The organism is Mesorhizobium sp. M1169 (assembly GCF_040318345.1).
Lineage (GTDB): Bacteria > Pseudomonadota > Alphaproteobacteria > Rhizobiales > Rhizobiaceae > Mesorhizobium.
This window is the reverse complement of sequence record NZ_JAMYME010000043.1, coordinates 34495-49893: the sequence shown is the minus strand read 5'-3', so window position 1 is coordinate 49893 and position 15399 is coordinate 34495. Positions and strand designations below refer to the sequence as shown.

Annotated in this window: 18 protein-coding genes and 1 tRNA gene; 15 read left to right on the top strand and 4 right to left on the bottom strand. The window is 62.1% G+C overall.

Annotated elements, in window-relative coordinates:
- Positions 1 to 497: 497 nt before the first annotated feature.
- Both NKH41_RS28555 and NKH41_RS28550 read right to left on the bottom strand, forming a co-directional pair.
- Positions 498 to 950 carry a cupin domain-containing protein gene (locus NKH41_RS28555; RefSeq protein ID WP_352619135.1) on the bottom strand — a complete coding sequence of 151 codons (453 nt, stop codon included), beginning with the start codon at positions 948 to 950 and terminating at the stop codon, positions 498 to 500.
- Between the two features lie 561 nt (positions 951 to 1511).
- A complete protein-coding gene (locus NKH41_RS28550) occupies positions 1512 to 1994 on the bottom strand; it encodes a class I SAM-dependent methyltransferase (protein WP_352935153.1) in 483 nt (160 codons plus the stop codon).
- A gap of 350 nt (positions 1995 to 2344) precedes the next feature.
- Here NKH41_RS28550 and NKH41_RS28545 point away from each other — a divergent pair, with 350 nt between their 5' ends.
- From NKH41_RS28545 to NKH41_RS28535, 3 genes are all read left to right on the top strand, one after another.
- Complete coding sequence (locus NKH41_RS28545; protein ID WP_352837089.1) at positions 2345 to 2677, top strand: tyrosine-type recombinase/integrase; 333 nt, start codon at positions 2345 to 2347, stop codon at positions 2675 to 2677.
- Positions 2678 to 2735: 58 nt separating this feature from the next.
- Positions 2736 to 2824: transfer RNA gene (locus NKH41_RS28540), tRNA-Leu, on the top strand.
- Positions 2825 to 3253: 429 nt separating this feature from the next.
- Positions 3254 to 3541, top strand: coding sequence for a ribbon-helix-helix domain-containing protein (locus NKH41_RS28535; RefSeq protein ID WP_352935150.1), 288 nt, complete (start codon positions 3254 to 3256; stop codon positions 3539 to 3541).
- 127 nt (positions 3542 to 3668) lie between these two features.
- Here the strand turns inward: NKH41_RS28535 and NKH41_RS28530 are convergent, their stop codons facing one another.
- A complete protein-coding gene (locus NKH41_RS28530; RefSeq protein WP_352935148.1) occupies positions 3669 to 4247 on the bottom strand; it encodes an NUDIX domain-containing protein in 579 nt (192 codons plus the stop codon).
- 206 nt (positions 4248 to 4453) lie between these two features.
- On the opposite strand from NKH41_RS28530, the gene NKH41_RS28525 reads away from it, so the two are divergent.
- From NKH41_RS28525 to NKH41_RS28490, 8 genes are all read left to right on the top strand, one after another.
- Positions 4454 to 5557 carry an NADH:flavin oxidoreductase/NADH oxidase gene (locus NKH41_RS28525; RefSeq protein ID WP_352935146.1) on the top strand — a complete coding sequence of 368 codons (1104 nt, stop codon included), beginning with the start codon at positions 4454 to 4456 and terminating at the stop codon, positions 5555 to 5557.
- Between the two features lie 109 nt (positions 5558 to 5666).
- On the top strand, positions 5667 to 5984 hold the full coding sequence (locus NKH41_RS28520) for an SH3 domain-containing protein (RefSeq protein ID WP_352935143.1): 318 nt from the start codon (positions 5667 to 5669) through the stop codon (positions 5982 to 5984).
- Between the two features lie 62 nt (positions 5985 to 6046).
- Positions 6047 to 6340, top strand: a complete 294-nt coding sequence (locus NKH41_RS28515) for a DUF982 domain-containing protein (protein ID WP_352749379.1) — start codon at positions 6047 to 6049, stop codon at positions 6338 to 6340.
- A gap of 28 nt (positions 6341 to 6368) precedes the next feature.
- Positions 6369 to 6608, top strand: coding sequence for a DUF2188 domain-containing protein (locus NKH41_RS28510; RefSeq protein WP_023674770.1), 240 nt, complete (start codon positions 6369 to 6371; stop codon positions 6606 to 6608).
- 166 nt (positions 6609 to 6774) lie between these two features.
- Entirely contained in the window at positions 6775 to 7860 is a 1086-nt protein-coding gene (locus NKH41_RS28505) for an ABC transporter ATP-binding protein (RefSeq protein ID WP_352749380.1), read from the top strand.
- A gap of 33 nt (positions 7861 to 7893) precedes the next feature.
- Entirely contained in the window at positions 7894 to 9219 is a 1326-nt protein-coding gene (locus tag NKH41_RS28500) for an ABC transporter substrate-binding protein (protein ID WP_352935141.1), read from the top strand.
- Positions 9220 to 9406: 187 nt separating this feature from the next.
- Positions 9407 to 10258 (top strand): carbohydrate ABC transporter permease, encoded by an 852-nt coding sequence (locus NKH41_RS28495; RefSeq protein ID WP_502893743.1) that lies wholly within the window; start codon positions 9407 to 9409, stop codon positions 10256 to 10258.
- A gap of 1 nt (position 10259) precedes the next feature.
- Complete coding sequence (locus NKH41_RS28490; protein ID WP_023674766.1) at positions 10260 to 11153, top strand: carbohydrate ABC transporter permease; 894 nt, start codon at positions 10260 to 10262, stop codon at positions 11151 to 11153.
- Between the two features lie 88 nt (positions 11154 to 11241).
- On the opposite strand, the gene NKH41_RS28485 is transcribed toward NKH41_RS28490, so the two are convergent.
- Positions 11242 to 12228 (bottom strand): alpha/beta fold hydrolase, encoded by a 987-nt coding sequence (locus tag NKH41_RS28485; RefSeq protein WP_352935139.1) that lies wholly within the window; start codon positions 12226 to 12228, stop codon positions 11242 to 11244.
- Positions 12229 to 12377: 149 nt separating this feature from the next.
- On the opposite strand from NKH41_RS28485, the gene NKH41_RS28480 reads away from it, so the two are divergent.
- From NKH41_RS28480 to NKH41_RS28465, 4 genes are all read left to right on the top strand, one after another.
- Entirely contained in the window at positions 12378 to 13127 is a 750-nt protein-coding gene (locus tag NKH41_RS28480; RefSeq protein WP_352935137.1) for a competence/damage-inducible protein A, read from the top strand.
- A gap of 78 nt (positions 13128 to 13205) precedes the next feature.
- Positions 13206 to 14039 carry a universal stress protein gene (locus tag NKH41_RS28475; RefSeq protein ID WP_352699960.1) on the top strand — a complete coding sequence of 278 codons (834 nt, stop codon included), beginning with the start codon at positions 13206 to 13208 and terminating at the stop codon, positions 14037 to 14039.
- 127 nt (positions 14040 to 14166) lie between these two features.
- On the top strand, positions 14167 to 14667 hold the full coding sequence (gpt, locus tag NKH41_RS28470; protein WP_023674762.1) for a xanthine phosphoribosyltransferase: 501 nt from the start codon (positions 14167 to 14169) through the stop codon (positions 14665 to 14667).
- Between the two features lie 222 nt (positions 14668 to 14889).
- Positions 14890 to 15378 carry an NUDIX hydrolase gene (locus tag NKH41_RS28465; protein ID WP_352766771.1) on the top strand — a complete coding sequence of 163 codons (489 nt, stop codon included), beginning with the start codon at positions 14890 to 14892 and terminating at the stop codon, positions 15376 to 15378.
- The last annotated feature ends 21 nt before the right edge of the window (positions 15379 to 15399 follow it).

The following is a 15399-nucleotide window of genomic DNA, read 5'->3' as shown; positions in this document are numbered from 1 at the left end:
GAAGTCTCCCTCCCCCTTGTGGGGAGGGGTTAGGGGTGGGGGTACGTCGTAGAGCGAAAGCCTCGGCGTTCCATCTGCGATAGCCCTGCCCTCGAGGGGGAGATGTCGCCGAAGGCGACAGAGGGGTCGCCTATCCACGCGCGACGACCCCCTCTGGCCTGCCGGCCATCTCCCCCTCTAGGAGGGAGATCGATGCGCCATGGCCTTCGCCAATCGCCAAGGGCATTTTGTGCCGGCCGCAGCAACTTTGTTCTTGCTTTGTGCCGGCAGCTATGCTACTAATTTGGATATGGTGCCAATTGGCTCCAACGACCCGCCTCCCGAGGCGGGTTTTTCTGTTATGGCGCCATTCACGGCAAAATGGCCAAGCGGAATGCGATTCCGTTGCGGCCAATCAGCTTTCGTCTGGTTAGAGGATCCTTCTGAATCGACGGTCGCGGAGTTCGACGCACTCGTTCCGAGCCTTCAGCCGGTTCAATCAATTCGATCCCGAACTGTCATTTCTTGCTCGGATCGTCTGCCGGGTTGACGTAGGTGATCTTGAATGGCCCCTCGCCATGAACCTGGATGATCGTGTCGCTTGTCGTCCAGGCGAAGTGATTCATTCCGGCCGGCGCGACGCCGAAGCCGCCAGCAGTCAGTTCGACACCTTTCGACTCGTCGAGCTTATCGCCCATTCCAATATGGAAGTTGCCGGAAAGCACCGTTACGTATTCCGTGGTGGGATGATTATGTGCGGCAATTTTGTAGCCGGCGGGTGTCTTCAACCGCAGCACAAAGGCGCCGTCCTTTGAGGGGTCTCCAGCGACAACAGCCATTTCCGCGCCAGCGGGAATGACAGCAGGAGCAGGACCCCATTTGATGTCTTTGGCGTTCATCGGCATCTCATCGGCAAACAGAGGCGCCGTCCCAACAAGCAGCAGTGCCAGGGCAGAGGCAAGCTTGAGCATGACAATCTCCCAGTGTCTGTAGAGGACGGCGTCGAGTATCGGCGCGCCGATCCACTTGCCAATTGGAGTCTATCAGGGCAGAGCGCCCGAACGCATCCTGCGAACGGGGGACGCGCATTCGCGGTAGCCGCGGAAGCTGCCGCTAAAAACATTTCCAGGTGAAACGATTTTGTTTGTATAACTGTAGGTGATCGGCCTCGCTAGCTTCCAGATTTCTCTACGGCAAAAGACGGCTTGACGGCCCCTGCCCGGCATCTGAAAAGGACTGGCCTGCGGATGTGGCGGAATTGGTAGACGCAAGGAACTTAAAATCCCGTCCTAGTCCTTTGCACCCTCGCAACTAACCCCTCAAGGCTTGTAATTCCCCGGTTTGCGCCGGGGTTTTTCATTTCACCACTCGTGCAACGGATTTTGTGGGAAACACGCCGTTGTGGGAATCGTGTGGGAAAAGGAGAACCGACGTTCATGGCCAAACCAATCCACATGAATCTGCAGGCCGGCACCGACGACGAGTTAGACAACTACGCCAAGGGTGGCTCCAGAAGAGGAAATCGAATTAAATCAGCACAATCTTAGAGGTGCGTGAGGCGGTTTCTCAAGCACCAGCACATGACTGCCAAGAGGTGATGTGTGAGTGCTCTTAACCTTGAACCCCTCGTCAGAAAGCGTTTCGATAAATTCGCCATCCGTTCCAGGCGGAACGCGGGCAACGACGTTCGAGGTGCGCCTCACAATATTGGAAAGCACCCTTCGTGCCTTGTCCGGGCCGATGTTGCGCTGCATGTGCTGATAGACGGCCAGCAGCAGGACGATATCGTATTTCGGTAGAAGGATATTACCGAGGCGCCGGCTGCCGAGATTCAGGCGATCGAACCGGGCATGCACCGGGGAGCCGCTCAACAACATCTTTGCAGTCTCGATATGCGGCTTGGCAACGTCGATCCCATGGATCGAACTGGGTTTCAGCTTGGATATCTCATAGGCGACAACACCCATATTGCAGCCAACATCGAGAATGGATTTCCAAGCATAGTCGATCTCCAATGAGAATATCCCGTCCAGTCTATCCTCCCATGTTCCTGCAAAACCTCTTTTGAACCTTGACCACCACAAATCATATACTCGTAATATTAGAGATCGCCGAAATATAGCGCTCGTTACCTTCTACTATTCATAAGTCGTGGCCAAGAAAAGCCTGCCCCCCACAAAAACACAGAAAAACATCATGGACACCACGTTCAAGCGCGCTGCGAGGCGCCTTGCTGATCTCAACTTGCGGGAAACTAGGCGCCCGCATTGGAGTAGGAGAGGACGGTGTTTAGGACATCGCCTTCAAAGCTAGTCCAGCCAACCCCATTAACGCATCACGACTACGATCTCCTGGCAGTCGCCTGATGGCTCAGAACCGCAAGGGCATCCACCGTCTGATGCAGCACAGCGACGTCTGCGACATCGGCAAGTGGGAGGTCATAGAGGTGTGGCGCAGCATCCGCGAACACATCCCAGGACTGTCCGACACCGTGGTCTACACAACGCGGCATACGTGCTGCTCGTGGCAGATCATCCGTGGCATCGACATCCGGCGCGTCCAAATCTGGATGGGCCACAAGTCGATCCAGACCACCCTGAACTACGCCCACCTCGCACCCAATCACTTGCTCGACAACCTGACCGCCCTCGAAGGTGGCGCGGCTCCGAGGCTCGTGGTAGTGAACGGCAAATCCTAAGCCGACCGTGTGGGAAAGCCATGTGGGAGACCGGTGGGATTTCCCCACAATGTGGGAAGTGGGCGTGGCGGAACTGGTATACGCAGCAGACTTAAAATCTGCCGGTGTTTCAAGCACTTACGGGTTCAAATCCCGTCGCCCACACCAAGCCTCGCAAGGGACTTAATATCCCTCGATCTCTGATCGTACGGGTTCGATTCCCGTCGTCCGCACCAGCAACATCGGCGCCATTGCGGCCTAAAGCGTGTCGCGTTCGATCGGCCTCATGCGACGCGCTTTAGGTTCTTGTTTTTATGCATATCGTTATCGCAAAACCGCTGCACACTTTTGCGCGACATGCATTAAGCAAGAGCGTGAACTCGCCGCATACAGGCTGCCACATGCCATTTCTCGACCAGGAGCCGGCGAGCCGATGCGGGATCTGCGATATGCGTATTCCGGCGTCCGCATGTTCGTTTGCCAGCTTCCAAAGCGCACTCAGGCAAGGGCGGCGGTATCGGTCACACGCATCATCGCCAGCAATTTCGATATGATCTTGTCACATCGGCTGCTGTATGGTGGAAAAGGAGTCCGCCCATGCGAACCACCCAGCCGATAAGTATCACCCTCCCGCGCGACATGGCCGAGGCCGTCGCGCGCAAGGTCGAATCCGGCGCCTACGCCTCCGCCAGCGAAGTGCTGCGCGAGGGCGTGCGCGCGCTGCTCGACCGCGACGCCGCCGTTGAACGCTGGCTGCGCGAGGAAGTCGCCCAGAGCTACGACGAGTACAAGGCGAATCCGTCCAGCGCCATCCCTGCCGAGCAGGTGATGCTGCGTATCCGCGACCGCGCCGCCGCGCGGCGCGACGATGCCAATAAGGAATGACGCGCAGGGTTGTATTTTCCGCGCAAGCGGAGCACCGGTTGGGTGCGCTGTATCGCTACATAGAGGAATATTCCTCCACAGCCCGTGCGGAATCGTTCGTTGGCGGCATCGTGGCCTATTGCGGGGCTCACCCACCAATCGGGTTCAGCTTCAAATGCTGGATCAGGATAATCGTCTTGGCGTCGATGATCCGACCATCGTGGATGCCGGCCAGCGCCTCGTCGAGCGGCATTTCCAAAACCTCGATGTCCTCGCCTTCGTCATGGGCGCCGCCGCCGTCGGAAATGCGGTCGGCGGGCGAATAGCGGGCGACGAAGAACCAGAGCCGCTCAGTGACGCTGCCGGGGCTCATATAGGGCGAAAACAGCCGCTGCACGTGCTTCAGCCGGTAGCCGAGTTCCTCCTCGGCCTCCTTGCGGATGCAGGTTTCGGGATCGTCTTCGTCGAGCAGGCCGGCGCAGGCCTCGATCAGCGGCTCCTTGTGGCCGGTTACGTAGGCCGGGTAGCGGAACTGCCGCACCAGAAGCACCGTCGAACGCTCCGGATCGAAAGGCAGGATCACCGCGCCGTCGCCGCGATCGTAGGTCTGGCGGGTGTGCGTTTCCCATTTGCCGTCGCGCCGGCGGTAGTCGAAGACGGTCTTTTTCAAAACCGCCCATTCGTCGGAAAGGACTTCCTCGGAGCGGATGCGAATGCGATCTTCCATGGTGGACTCCCTGCTGCCGCGGCAAGGCGTAGCCGCGAACGGCGGTTCGTGCAATCGGGTCAGCAATTGGTCCAGGCATGTTGATATTCAGGTGATGCCGGCCTGACCTGAATTTCAAACATGCCTAGTGCGCCGGTTCACCGTCTCGTGTCTGGCGCTGGCACAATCGGCTGCCTAAATAGCGGCAACCCTCTCCGGAGTTTTTTATGACCTCATCGCTTTTCCAGCCGATCACCCTCGACGGCCTCACCTTCCCCAACCGCATCGCGGTCGCGCCGATGTGCCAGTATTCGGCCGAGGACGGCTCGGCCAGCGACTGGCATCTCTATCACTGGATGAACCTGGCGATGTCCGGCGCCGGCATGGTCACCGTCGAGATGACCGATGTCGAACGGCGCGGCCGCATCTCGCATGGCTGTCTCGGCCTTTATTCCGAGGACAACGAGGCGGCCGCGCGACGCACGCTGGATGCAGCCAAGCGTGTCGCCGCACCGGACACGAAATTCGGTACGCAGCTTGCCCATGCCGGGCGCAAGGCCTCGAACCGGAAACCCTGGGAGGGCGGCGGCCCGCTGCATGCCGATCAGGATCCGTGGCCGATCGTGTCGGCCTCGGCGATCGCCTACGACACCGGCTGGCAGGTGCCGCGGGCGCTGGAGGACGACGAGATCCTGCAAATCATCGAACGCTTCGCAGAAGCGGCACGGCGGGCCGAGCGCGCCGGCTTCGACTTCATCGAGCTGCATGCCGCGCATGGCTATCTGATCTTCCAGTTCCTGTCGCCGCTGTCCAACCGGCGCACCGACCGCTGGGGCGGCTCGCTGGAAAACCGCATGCGTTTCGCCGTCGAGATCGCCAAGGCGGTGAAGAAGGCGGTGCCGAGACTGATGCTGGGCGCGCGCCTGTCGATCAAGGAATGGGTCGATGGCGGCTTCGAGGTCGAGGATGCGATCGAAGTGGCAAAGGCGCTGAAGGAAGCCGGCGTCGCCTATCTCTGCTGCTCGAGCGGCGGCAATTCACCGTTGCAGAAGCTGCCCTCCGGGCCCGGCTACCAGGTGCATCTGGCCGAAGCGGTGCGCAAGGCCGTCGGCATCCCGACGCGGGCCGTCGGCCTGATCGACGATCCGAAACAGGCCGAGGCGATCGTCGCCGACGGCCGCGCCGACATGGTGGCGCTGGCGCGCGCCTTTCTTGCCGATCCGCGCTGGGGCTGGCGCGCCGCGGCCACCTTCGGTGAAAAAATCCACCCGGCGCCGCAGCTTGCCCGCTCGGTGACGACGATGCAGCACTGGATGAAGGCGGCGAACTGACGGCGGGTTCGTCTCGCTGGACGGGCCAGCACAGCTTCGCATGGATCCTCTGCCGGAGTAGAGTGGCCGGGGGCCGCGGCTGGGCGCGGCGGGTTGGGGGAGCAGAGACATGTCGTTCAGGGGGATTTCCATTGCGGCCGCCGCCGCGGTTGTGGCCGGGCTGTCGTTCGCCGCGCCGACGCCGGCCGGGGCGCAATATTGCGAAGGCACGGTGCACGGACTTTCCAGGCACTACAATCTAGCGACGGGAAGCGGCTTTCTCGCCGTTCGGGCCCGGCCGAACTCGTCGTCGCGCATGGTCGGGCAATTGTTCAACGGCGACCAAACCGAGATCTTCGACCGCCGCGGAAACTGGTACAAGGTCGATTTCGGCGGCCGCACCGGCTGGGCGAATGCACGCTGGCTGCGCAACGACTGCGGCTATTGAGCTATTTTCGCCTGAGCTAAAATAGCTGTTGCAACCAAATCGGCCGCTCCGCGTTGGCGGCGATGATGGACAGCAAGCCATTTGAAAAGCCGGTCGTGGTCGAACTCGGCCATGTCGGCAAATATCGGCAGATCCGCAGCGCCCAGGAGGCGGCGGAGTGCTTGATGACGATCTGGCCACTCAACCGCGGGCCGCGTCATCGTGATGCCCTCGACACTTGCCTAAAAGTGCTGGAAGGTTATCGTTCGACGGCGGATGCGCGCCGGGCACTGATCGAAGCCGCCAGGGAATCGGACGTGCTGGTCGCAGATGACAGGCTGCCAGACGACAGACTGGCCGACGACAGGCTGCATTGAGGCAACGGGCTTTCAACCGGAGGGTTTCATGGCGAAACTGACCTACAAGATCGTCGAGCATGACGGAGGCTGGGCCTACAAGGTCGGCTCGACATTCTCCGAAACGTTCCCCACCCATCAGGACGCGTTACGCGCCGCCGAGATCGCTTCGGCCGAACAGCAGGTCGCCGGCAACACCGACGGCATCCAGTACGAGGACGCCGACGGCAAATGGCACGACGAGCTCGCCGACGGCCGCGACCGGCCGCAGACCGAGGTTTCGGATTAGAGTGTGCGCCGATATCCAGGTGATGCCGGCGTGCTTTACAGGTCGGTTTGGTAGCGCTACCGTCTCACATCGCGCGTGACCGGGGAGGAGCCTGGGCGCCGTCGCGGGCCAGGCAGGAAAGCGGTTTCCTTCGAAGTCGTTGCAGGAATCAATCGGGAGGAGATCGATGGCGTCTGTCGCAATCGGCGATGTCTACAAATCATTTGGGACCGTCGAGGTCCTGCACGGGGTCAGCGTCGACATAGACGACGGCGAGTTCGTCACGCTGGTCGGTCCTTCGGGTTGCGGAAAGTCGACCCTGCTCAGGATGATCGCCGGCCTGGAAAAGATCTCGCGCGGCCAGATCGCGATCGGCAAACGTGTCGTCAACAACGTTGCGCCAAAGGAGCGCGACGTCGCCATGGTCTTCCAGAACTATGCGCTCTATCCGCATATGACGGTCGCCGAGAACATGGCGTTCTCGCTGATGCTCAAGGGCGTTCCCAAGACGGAGAGCGATGCCGGCGTGCGGCGCGCGGCCGAAATCCTGGGACTGGTGCCGCTGCTCGACCGCTATCCGCGCCAGCTTTCCGGCGGGCAGCGCCAGCGCGTCGCCATGGGCCGGGCGATCGTGCGCGATCCGCAGGTCTTCCTGTTCGACGAGCCGCTGTCGAATCTCGATGCCAAGCTCCGGGTGCAGATGCGCGCCGAGATCAAGGAACTGCACCAGCGCCTGAAGACGACGACGGTCTACGTCACCCACGACCAGATCGAGGCGATGACCATGGCCGACAAGATCGTCGTCATGCATGACGGCATCGTCGAGCAGATCGGGCCGCCGCTCGAACTCTACGACCGGCCGAACAACCTCTTTGTCGCCAGCTTTATCGGCTCGCCCGCCATGAATATGCTCAGGGGCGAGATCGTAAGCGACGGCTCGCCGTCGTTTCGCGGCGCCGGCGGGATTTCGGTCCCGTTGGCGTCTGCACTTTCCATCGGCAATGGTGAGCCGGTCGTGCTGGGGATACGGCCCGAGCATTTACGGCTGTCCGACCATCAGGGCATCCCGGTCACCGTCGTGGTGGTCGAGCCGACAGGGTCCGAAGTGCAGCTCATCGGCCGCACCGCCGGCGGCGAGGAGATCGTCGCCAACTTCCGCGAACGCCATTCCTTCACGCCGGGCGAAACCATCCGGCTTACGGCCGAGCCTGGCCTCATCCATCTCTTTCACGGCAAAACCGGACAGCGGTTCGAAACACCCATCGAGCAGTAGGACGGCAATGAAAATAAGCAGGAGGAAGCGAGCATGAAATTCACCAGACGCGACGTGATCCGCACCACCGCCGGTGCGGCGGCGGGAGCCTTGGGAAGCCGGCTCATCGGCTCTCCCGCCTTTGCCCAGGAGGGGTTGAAATACAAGCCCGAGGACGGCGCCAAGCTAAGGCTGTTGCGCTGGTCGCCTTTCGTGAAGGGCGACGAGGACCAATGGCTGGCCAACACCAAGCGCTTCACCGAAGCGACCGGTGTCGAGGTTCGCGTCGACAAGGAAAGCTGGGAGGACATCCGCCCCAAGGCGGCGGTCGCCGCCAATGTCGGCTCCGGCCCGGATCTCATGTTGGTCTGGTTCGACGACCCGCATCAATATCCCGACAAGCTGCACGACGTGACGGAATTGGGTGAATATCTGGGCTCGAAATATGGCGGCTGGTACGACGGACCGCACCAGTATGCGACGCGGCAAGGCAAATTCCTCGGCCTGCCTCTCGCCACCATCGGCAATGCCATCGTCTACCGCGAGAGCTGGGTGAAAGAAGCGGGTTTTTCGGAGTTTCCCAAGGACACTCAAGGCTTGCTCGAACTTTGCAAGGCGCTGCAGGCGAAGGGACATCCGGCCGGCTTCACGCACGGCCACGGCGTCGGCGACGGCAACAACTACGCTCACTGGCTGCTGTGGAGCCACGGCGGCCAGATGGTCGACGAGAGCGGAAAGGTAACGATCAACAGCCCGGAGACGCTCAAGGCGATCGAATACGCGCAGCAACTCTACAAGACCTTCATTCCCGGCACCGAAAGCTGGCTCGACGTCAACAACAACCGCGCCTTCCTGGCCGGCGAAGTCAGTGTCATCGCCAATGGGATTTCCGCGTACAACACGGCCAAGATCAACAAGGACAATGATCCGAAGCTGGCTGAAATAGCCAAGGACATTCGCACCACCAACCTGCCGATCGGCCCGGTCGGGAAATCCGTCGAGCTGTTCCAGGTGACCACGGCCGTGATCTTCGACTACACGCCCTACCCCAACGCCGCCAAGGCCTACCTGCAGTTCATGTTCGAGGATCCGCAAATGTCGCAGTGGATCACGTCGTCGGCAGGCTATTGCTGCCAGACGCTCAAAGCCTTCGACAACAACCCGGTGTGGACGGCCGATCCGAACAATGCCGCCTACGCCAAGGCCTCGGCGACGCTGCGGCCCAACGGCTATGCCGGCCCGCTTGGCTATGCCTCGGCAGCGACCATGGCCGATTATGTGCTGGTCGACATGTTCGCCAAGGCGGTGACAGGCCAAGCGACGCCGCAAGAAGCGATGGAAGAAGCCGAGAAGCGCGCAAACCGCTACTATCGCGTTTGAGCCGGGTTAAGCCGGGCAGCCATGCTGCCCGGCTTCGAATCGCGCATGGCCGCCCGGCCGTTCAATGAGACCTTAGAGGAGCCGACCCATGGCCGTGACCTCCGCTGCCGCTCAGCCACGCCGGTCGGCGCTGTCGCGCATTCTGACGTTCGTGTCCGAAAGTCATAACGCGCTTGGCTTCGGCTTCATGCTGCCGGCGGCGGCGCTGCTGCTGGTCTTCCTGACCTATCCGCTCGGACTCGGCGTCTGGCTCGGCTTCACCGATGCCCGCATCGGCCGCCCCGGCATCTTCATCGGTATCGAGAACTACGAATATCTGTGGGATGACGCCGTCTTCTGGCTCTCCGTCTTTAACACCTTGCTCTACACGATCAGCGCCTCGGTCCTGAAGTTTGTGCTCGGCCTGTGGCTGGCGCTTATCCTCAACCAGAACCTGCCGTTCAAGTCGTTCTTCCGCGCGATCGTCCTGCTGCCCTGGGTGGTGCCGACGGTGCTGTCGGCGATCGCCTTCTGGTGGATCTACGATTCGCAATTCTCGATCCTGTCCTGGGCGCTTATGGAAATGGGCCTGATCGACCATCGCATCAACTTCCTCGGCGATCCCGAGAATGCGCGGGCTTCGGTCATCGCCGCCAATGTCTGGCGCGGCATTCCTTTCGTGGCGATCACGCTGCTTGCCGGCCTGCAGACGATTCCGCAGTCGCTCTACGAGGCCGCCACGCTCGACGGCGCCAGCCGCTGGCAATTGTTCCGCTATGTGACGCTGCCGCTGCTGACGCCGATCATCGCCATCACCATGACGTTTTCGGTGCTGTTCACCTTCACCGATTTCCAGCTGATCTATGTGCTGACACGCGGCGGGCCGGTGAACGCCACGCATCTGATGGCGACGCTGTCGTTCCAGCGCGGCATTTCCGGAGGCCAGCTTGGCGAAGGCGCCGCGATCGCAGTCGCCATGATCCCGTTCCTGCTGGCGGCGATCCTGTTCAGCTATTTTGGCCTGCAGCGCCGCAAATGGCAGCAGGGCGGCGGAGATTGACATGACCGCGATCGAAACGAGCAAACGCCCGGAACTCGACGAAGGCGGCATGGGCTACCTGCAGAGTTTGCCGCGCCGCGTGGTGACGGTCTACCTGCCGTTGCTGATCTTCGTCATCGTGCTGTTGTTTCCGTTCTACTGGATGACGATCACGGCGGTTAAGCCCAACCTCGAGATGACCGACTACGCCAATTTCAATCCGTTCTGGGTGGTGCATCCGACGCTCGAGCATATCCGCTATCTGCTCTTCGAGACGTCTTATCCGGGCTGGCTGCTCAACACGATCATCATCTCGACCGCCGCCACGTTCCTGTCGCTGCTGGCTGCGGTGTTCGCTGCCTATGCGATCGAACGCTTGAGGTTCTCCGGGGCGCGGCAGGTCGGCCTCGCGGTGTTCCTCGCCTATCTCGTGCCGCCCTCGATCCTGTTCATTCCGCTGTCTGTGATGGTGTTCAACCTTGGGCTTTACGACACGCCCTTCGCGCTCATCCTCACCTATCCGACCTTCCTGATCCCGTTCTGCACCTGGCTGTTGATGGGGTACTTCCGCTCGATCCCGTTCGAGCTGGAAGAATGCGCGCTGATCGACGGGGCGAGCCGTTGGCAGATCCTCACCAAGATCGTGCTGCCGCTATCGGTGCCGGGCCTGATTTCCGCCGGCATCTTCGCATTCACGCTGTCATGGAACGAGTTCATCTACGCCTTGACCTTCATCCAGTCGTCCGAAAATAAGACTGTGCCGGTCGGCGTGCTCACCGAGCTGGTGCGCTCGGACGTCTATGAATGGGGGGCGCTGATGGCGGGAGCGCTGATCGGCTCGCTGCCGGTGGTGGTGCTCTATTCGTTCTTTGTCGAGCATTATGTTTCCTCGATGACCGGAGCCGTGAAGGAATAGCCGACGTGATTAAGTTCGGAGGTATTCCCGGCGGCCGGGATGCCCGGGGCGGGCACCCTGCCGGCCGAGACCGCGTTCCGGGAGGGTGTCAGCTGCTGGTGTCGGACTTCGGCGCAAATGCGCGGTCGGCAATGCGTTCTATGAAAGCGACGACCCGTTCCGGCTCGACGAATTGCGGCATGTGGCCAAGCCCCTCGACAGGCTCGAAATGCAGCCCGCTGATCTTTTCCATCACCGGCCAGCCGTGGATATCGATGCCCAGCACGCGGTCGGAAGCACCAAACAGAATGCCGGCCGGCAGGGTGATCTCGCGATAGCGTTGCTCGATGCGGCCAAGGTCATGCTCGATGGCCACGACATCGGTCGACGTTGCATAGAAATGGCTTGGCCTCAGCCCGCACCAGCCGCCGCCCTCGACCATATAGTCGGCCGGCGCCGTCTGCGGCGCGAAAATGAAGGCAAGCGTCGCTTCGGCATATTTGAGAGCCGCCGGGATCGCCACTGTATAAGCCATGATCCGGCGCCGCAGCGGCGACTTGACATATAGCGGGCCGAACTTCTCGCGCGCGTCCGGCTCCAGATGGGTCAGCGGTGCCAGCAAGGCGATACCGGAAATCGCCGTGGGATGCTCGATAGCCAGCGTCAGCGCGATGGCGCCACCCAGCGAATGACCGACGACCAGAGGCTTTTCCAGCCCAAGCGCGTCGATAAAATGCCGCACGACCTCGGCCTGCTCGGACAGCCGTCCGCTGGCGCCCCTGGCCCGCACCGAATAGCCGGAGCCCGGACGGTCGAGCGCGATCAGCCGATAGTTCGGGCCGAACCGTCCGAACAGCGTGTGGCCGAATTGATGAAGCTGCGCGCCGAGGCCGTGCAGGAAGACGATCGGCCGCCCCTCGCCCGTCTCGACATAATGGATGCGGTTGCCGTCGATCTCGATGAATCTGCCACTGGCCGGCACCAGCCTTTCGGCCTTCGCCGCGATCCGCAGCGTCGCCAGCATCGGATAGGCTGCCACGACGAGCGCCAGCAGAAACAGCGCGCCGGGTAGCCATAGCAGAATCGATGCCGGCATGTCTTGCTCAGGGCTCCAAACCGGCACGCAGCATCACCCGCCAACGGGTGTACTGCAAGGGAGGTGGCACAGGTAGATCCGTCGTTTGGCGGCATTGCCGCCGGCCGTTTGCCGCGCTATCTCAGGCGACCCGTTTGCCGGAGCCAGTCATGACCGAAATCGTCACCGCCGCCATGCTCGTCATCGGCGACGAGATTCTGTCCGGCCGCACCAAGGACAAGAACATCGGCCACCTCGCCGACATCATGACGGCGATCGGCATCGACCTGAAGGAAGTCCGCATCGTTCCCGACGAAGAAGACGAGATCGTCGCTGCGGTGAATGCGCTGCGCACCCGCTATGCTTATGTCTTCACCACCGGCGGCATCGGCCCGACGCATGACGACATCACCGCCGATTCGGTTGCCAAGGCCTTTGGCGTGCCATGCGAATACGACGCCAAGGCCTACGCCCTGCTGGAGGCAAGCTACGCCGCCCGCGGCATCGAATACACCGAAGCGCGCAAGCGCATGGCGCGGATGCCGCGCGGGGCAGACCACATCGATAATCCAGTGTCGGTTGCACCGGGCTTTCGCATTGGCAACGTCCATGTCATGGCCGGCGTGCCGGCGATTTTCCAGGCGATGCTCGACAATGTCGTGCCGACATTGCGGGCCGGCACCAAAATGCTGTCGGCAACCGTGGAATGCCCGTTCGGCGAAGGCCTGATCGGCGGGCCGCTGGGCGACATCCAGAAGGCGCATCCGGACACGATCATCGGCTCCTACCCGAAATATGGCGACGGCAAGTTCTGGACGGAACTGGTGGTGCGCGCCCGCAGCCAGCAGGCGCTGGACTCCGCACGCGCAGACGTAGAGGCTATGGTGGCGGGCTTGATCAAGGCAAGCCGAGTGGGCTGATCGGCCGGCCTGACGGAACCAGCATCGCGCAGTGACGTTTGTCACGGATGGGATCGCCGTAAGAAGTGAGGGACTGCCATGCGCTTCAAGACCATCGTCGCCATACTACAGAACGAACAGGATGCCGAGCGCGTCCTCGACTGCGCGATCCCGCTGGCAGGCCGGTTCCAGAGCCATCTGATCGGCATCCATGCCGAGGCGCTGCCCGTGCCCTACACCTCTGCCACCGGCTTTCCGGACACCGAGTTCCTGCAGGTTTCCGCCGATATGAACCGGGAGCGCGCCGAGAAGTTGCAGGCCGCCTTTCACAAGCGCATCGAGAATTCCGGCCTGTCGTTCGAGTGGCGCAGTCTCGAGAGTTTTTCCGGCGACAGTGCGCTGACCGGCATCTCGACCGTTCGCACCGCGGACCTGATCATCGCCGCGCAGCGCGAATCGGGCAGCGACCCGAGCGCCGACGTCGACACGCTGGTCTACGATGCCGGCCGGCCGGTGCTGGTGGTGCCGCATTCGGGTCCGCTCGTCACTAGCTTCAAGCACGTGCTGCTCGCCTGGAACGGCAGCAAGGAAGCCGCGCGCGCGGCCTTCGATGCCCTGCCCTTCATCATCGAGGCCGAGAAGACGGACATCGTCGTCATCGACCCGCCAGATACGCTGGACGAGGCGCCGGAAACAGCCGGCGCCGAGATCGCCGCCTCGCTGTCCAGGCATGGCGCGACCGTCAGCGTCTCGGTGCTGAGGTCCGGCGGCGCCTCGGTCGACGACATCATCCAGACCAGGGTCGCCGAGTCGGGTGCGGACCTGCTCGTGCTCGGCGCCTACAGCCATTCCTGGCTGCGCCAGCTGCTGTTCGGCGGGGTGACGCGAACGGTGCTGCGCACCGCCCCGGTGGCGGCTTTCCTGTCGCGGTAGGTTCACAGGGATAGCTGGCAGGACAATAGCTTTGCCGCGCCCTTGCCAAGGCCAAGCCTTTCCAGTTAATTCCGCGCGCATTCCATAGTGTCTGCGCGCGATGCGCGCTTTGCGGAGTGCGCGAAAGATGTCCCTGCCCGAAAAAGCCTTCCCGGTCTCCTGGGACCAGTTCCACCGCGATGCGCGCGCGCTCGCCTGGCGGCTTGCCGGCGCCAACAAGGGGCAATGGAAGGCGATCGTCTGCATCACGCGCGGCGGCCTGGTTCCGGCGGCTATCATTTCGCGCGAACTTGGCATCCGCATCATCGAGACGGTCTGCGTCGCCTCCTACCACGATTATACCAGCCAGGGGCAATTGCAGGTGCTGAAGGAGGTCACGCCGGCGCTGCTCGCCGATGACGGGGCCGGCGTGCTGATCATCGACGACCTCACCGACACCGGCAAGACGGCGGGCATCGTGCGCGCGATGATGCCCAAGGCGCATTTCGCCACCGTCTATGCCAAGCCGAAAGGCAGGCCGATGGTCGACACTTTCGTTACCGAGGTCAGCCAGGACACCTGGATCTATTTCCCCTGGGACATGGGCTTCACCTACCAGAAGCCGATCGCCGACGACCACGCCGGCTGATTCGCGGCAACGCCGCTTGATGCACCGAGTCCGCCCAGGGGACCTCCGCACACCGATAAAGGCGTGGCGCGACGCTGCTGCAGTCGCGCAATTAGGCTGAGATCGGCGCAGATTGACGGAATCTGGCCCATCCGTGAAACATTTTTTACTTTCATTGCTTATAATTAGCCGTAAGATTCGTAAGACGGCAAACGATTCTGGAAGCTGGGGCAAGCTTCTCCGATGTTGACGAGGCCAACCACGCACAACCATCTGGCCGAACGGGTCCGGCGACTCTTCGGCACGGTGCCGTCCCGCCTGCAGGTTGCAGCGCTGCCCTGGCGCGATGGCGGCGACGGCGTCGAAATCATGCTGATCACCAGCCGCGATACCGGCCGCTGGGTGCTTCCCAAGGGCTGGCCGGAAGCAAAGGAGCCGCTTTGCGAGGCGGCGGCGCGCGAAGCCGGCGAGGAGGCCGGGCTGCGCGGCACGATCTCGCATCACGAGGCCGGCCGCTATTTCTATGCCAAGGTGCTGGATTCCGGCGAGGAAGTGCCGTGCGAGGTGCTGGTGTTCCCGCTGCAGGTCGACAAGGTCGCCGACCGCTGGAAGGAAAAGCGGGCACGCATCCGCAAGTGGGTCAGCGCCGCCGAGGCTGTGCGCATGGTCAACGAACCCGACCTCAGCCAGATCATCGCCCATTTCTGCGCGGATCCGCATCGGTTCTCCTGAGTCTCAGTCGAGCATAGCCTA

Coding starts and splice junctions, on each gene's coding strand:
- NKH41_RS28555 (WP_352619135.1), bottom strand. CDS start 950: ATGCTCAAGCTTGCCTCTGCCCTGGCACTGCTGCTTGTTGGGACGGCG.
- NKH41_RS28545 (WP_352837089.1), top strand. CDS start 2,345: ATGGCTCAGAACCGCAAGGGCATCCACCGTCTGATGCAGCACAGCGAC.
- NKH41_RS28535 (WP_352935150.1), top strand. CDS start 3,254: ATGCGAACCACCCAGCCGATAAGTATCACCCTCCCGCGCGACATGGCC.
- NKH41_RS28530 (WP_352935148.1), bottom strand. CDS start 4,247: ATGGAAGATCGCATTCGCATCCGCTCCGAGGAAGTCCTTTCCGACGAA.
- NKH41_RS28525 (WP_352935146.1), top strand. CDS start 4,454: ATGACCTCATCGCTTTTCCAGCCGATCACCCTCGACGGCCTCACCTTC.
- NKH41_RS28520 (WP_352935143.1), top strand. CDS start 5,667: ATGTCGTTCAGGGGGATTTCCATTGCGGCCGCCGCCGCGGTTGTGGCC.
- NKH41_RS28515 (WP_352749379.1), top strand. CDS start 6,047: ATGATGGACAGCAAGCCATTTGAAAAGCCGGTCGTGGTCGAACTCGGC.
- NKH41_RS28510 (WP_023674770.1), top strand. CDS start 6,369: ATGGCGAAACTGACCTACAAGATCGTCGAGCATGACGGAGGCTGGGCC.
- NKH41_RS28505 (WP_352749380.1), top strand. CDS start 6,775: ATGGCGTCTGTCGCAATCGGCGATGTCTACAAATCATTTGGGACCGTC.
- NKH41_RS28500 (WP_352935141.1), top strand. CDS start 7,894: ATGAAATTCACCAGACGCGACGTGATCCGCACCACCGCCGGTGCGGCG.
- NKH41_RS28495 (WP_502893743.1), top strand. CDS start 9,407: ATGCTGCCGGCGGCGGCGCTGCTGCTGGTCTTCCTGACCTATCCGCTC.
- NKH41_RS28490 (WP_023674766.1), top strand. CDS start 10,260: ATGACCGCGATCGAAACGAGCAAACGCCCGGAACTCGACGAAGGCGGC.
- NKH41_RS28485 (WP_352935139.1), bottom strand. CDS start 12,228: ATGCCGGCATCGATTCTGCTATGGCTACCCGGCGCGCTGTTTCTGCTG.
- NKH41_RS28480 (WP_352935137.1), top strand. CDS start 12,378: ATGACCGAAATCGTCACCGCCGCCATGCTCGTCATCGGCGACGAGATT.
- NKH41_RS28475 (WP_352699960.1), top strand. CDS start 13,206: ATGCGCTTCAAGACCATCGTCGCCATACTACAGAACGAACAGGATGCC.
- gpt (WP_023674762.1), top strand. CDS start 14,167: ATGTCCCTGCCCGAAAAAGCCTTCCCGGTCTCCTGGGACCAGTTCCAC.
- NKH41_RS28465 (WP_352766771.1), top strand. CDS start 14,890: ATGTTGACGAGGCCAACCACGCACAACCATCTGGCCGAACGGGTCCGG.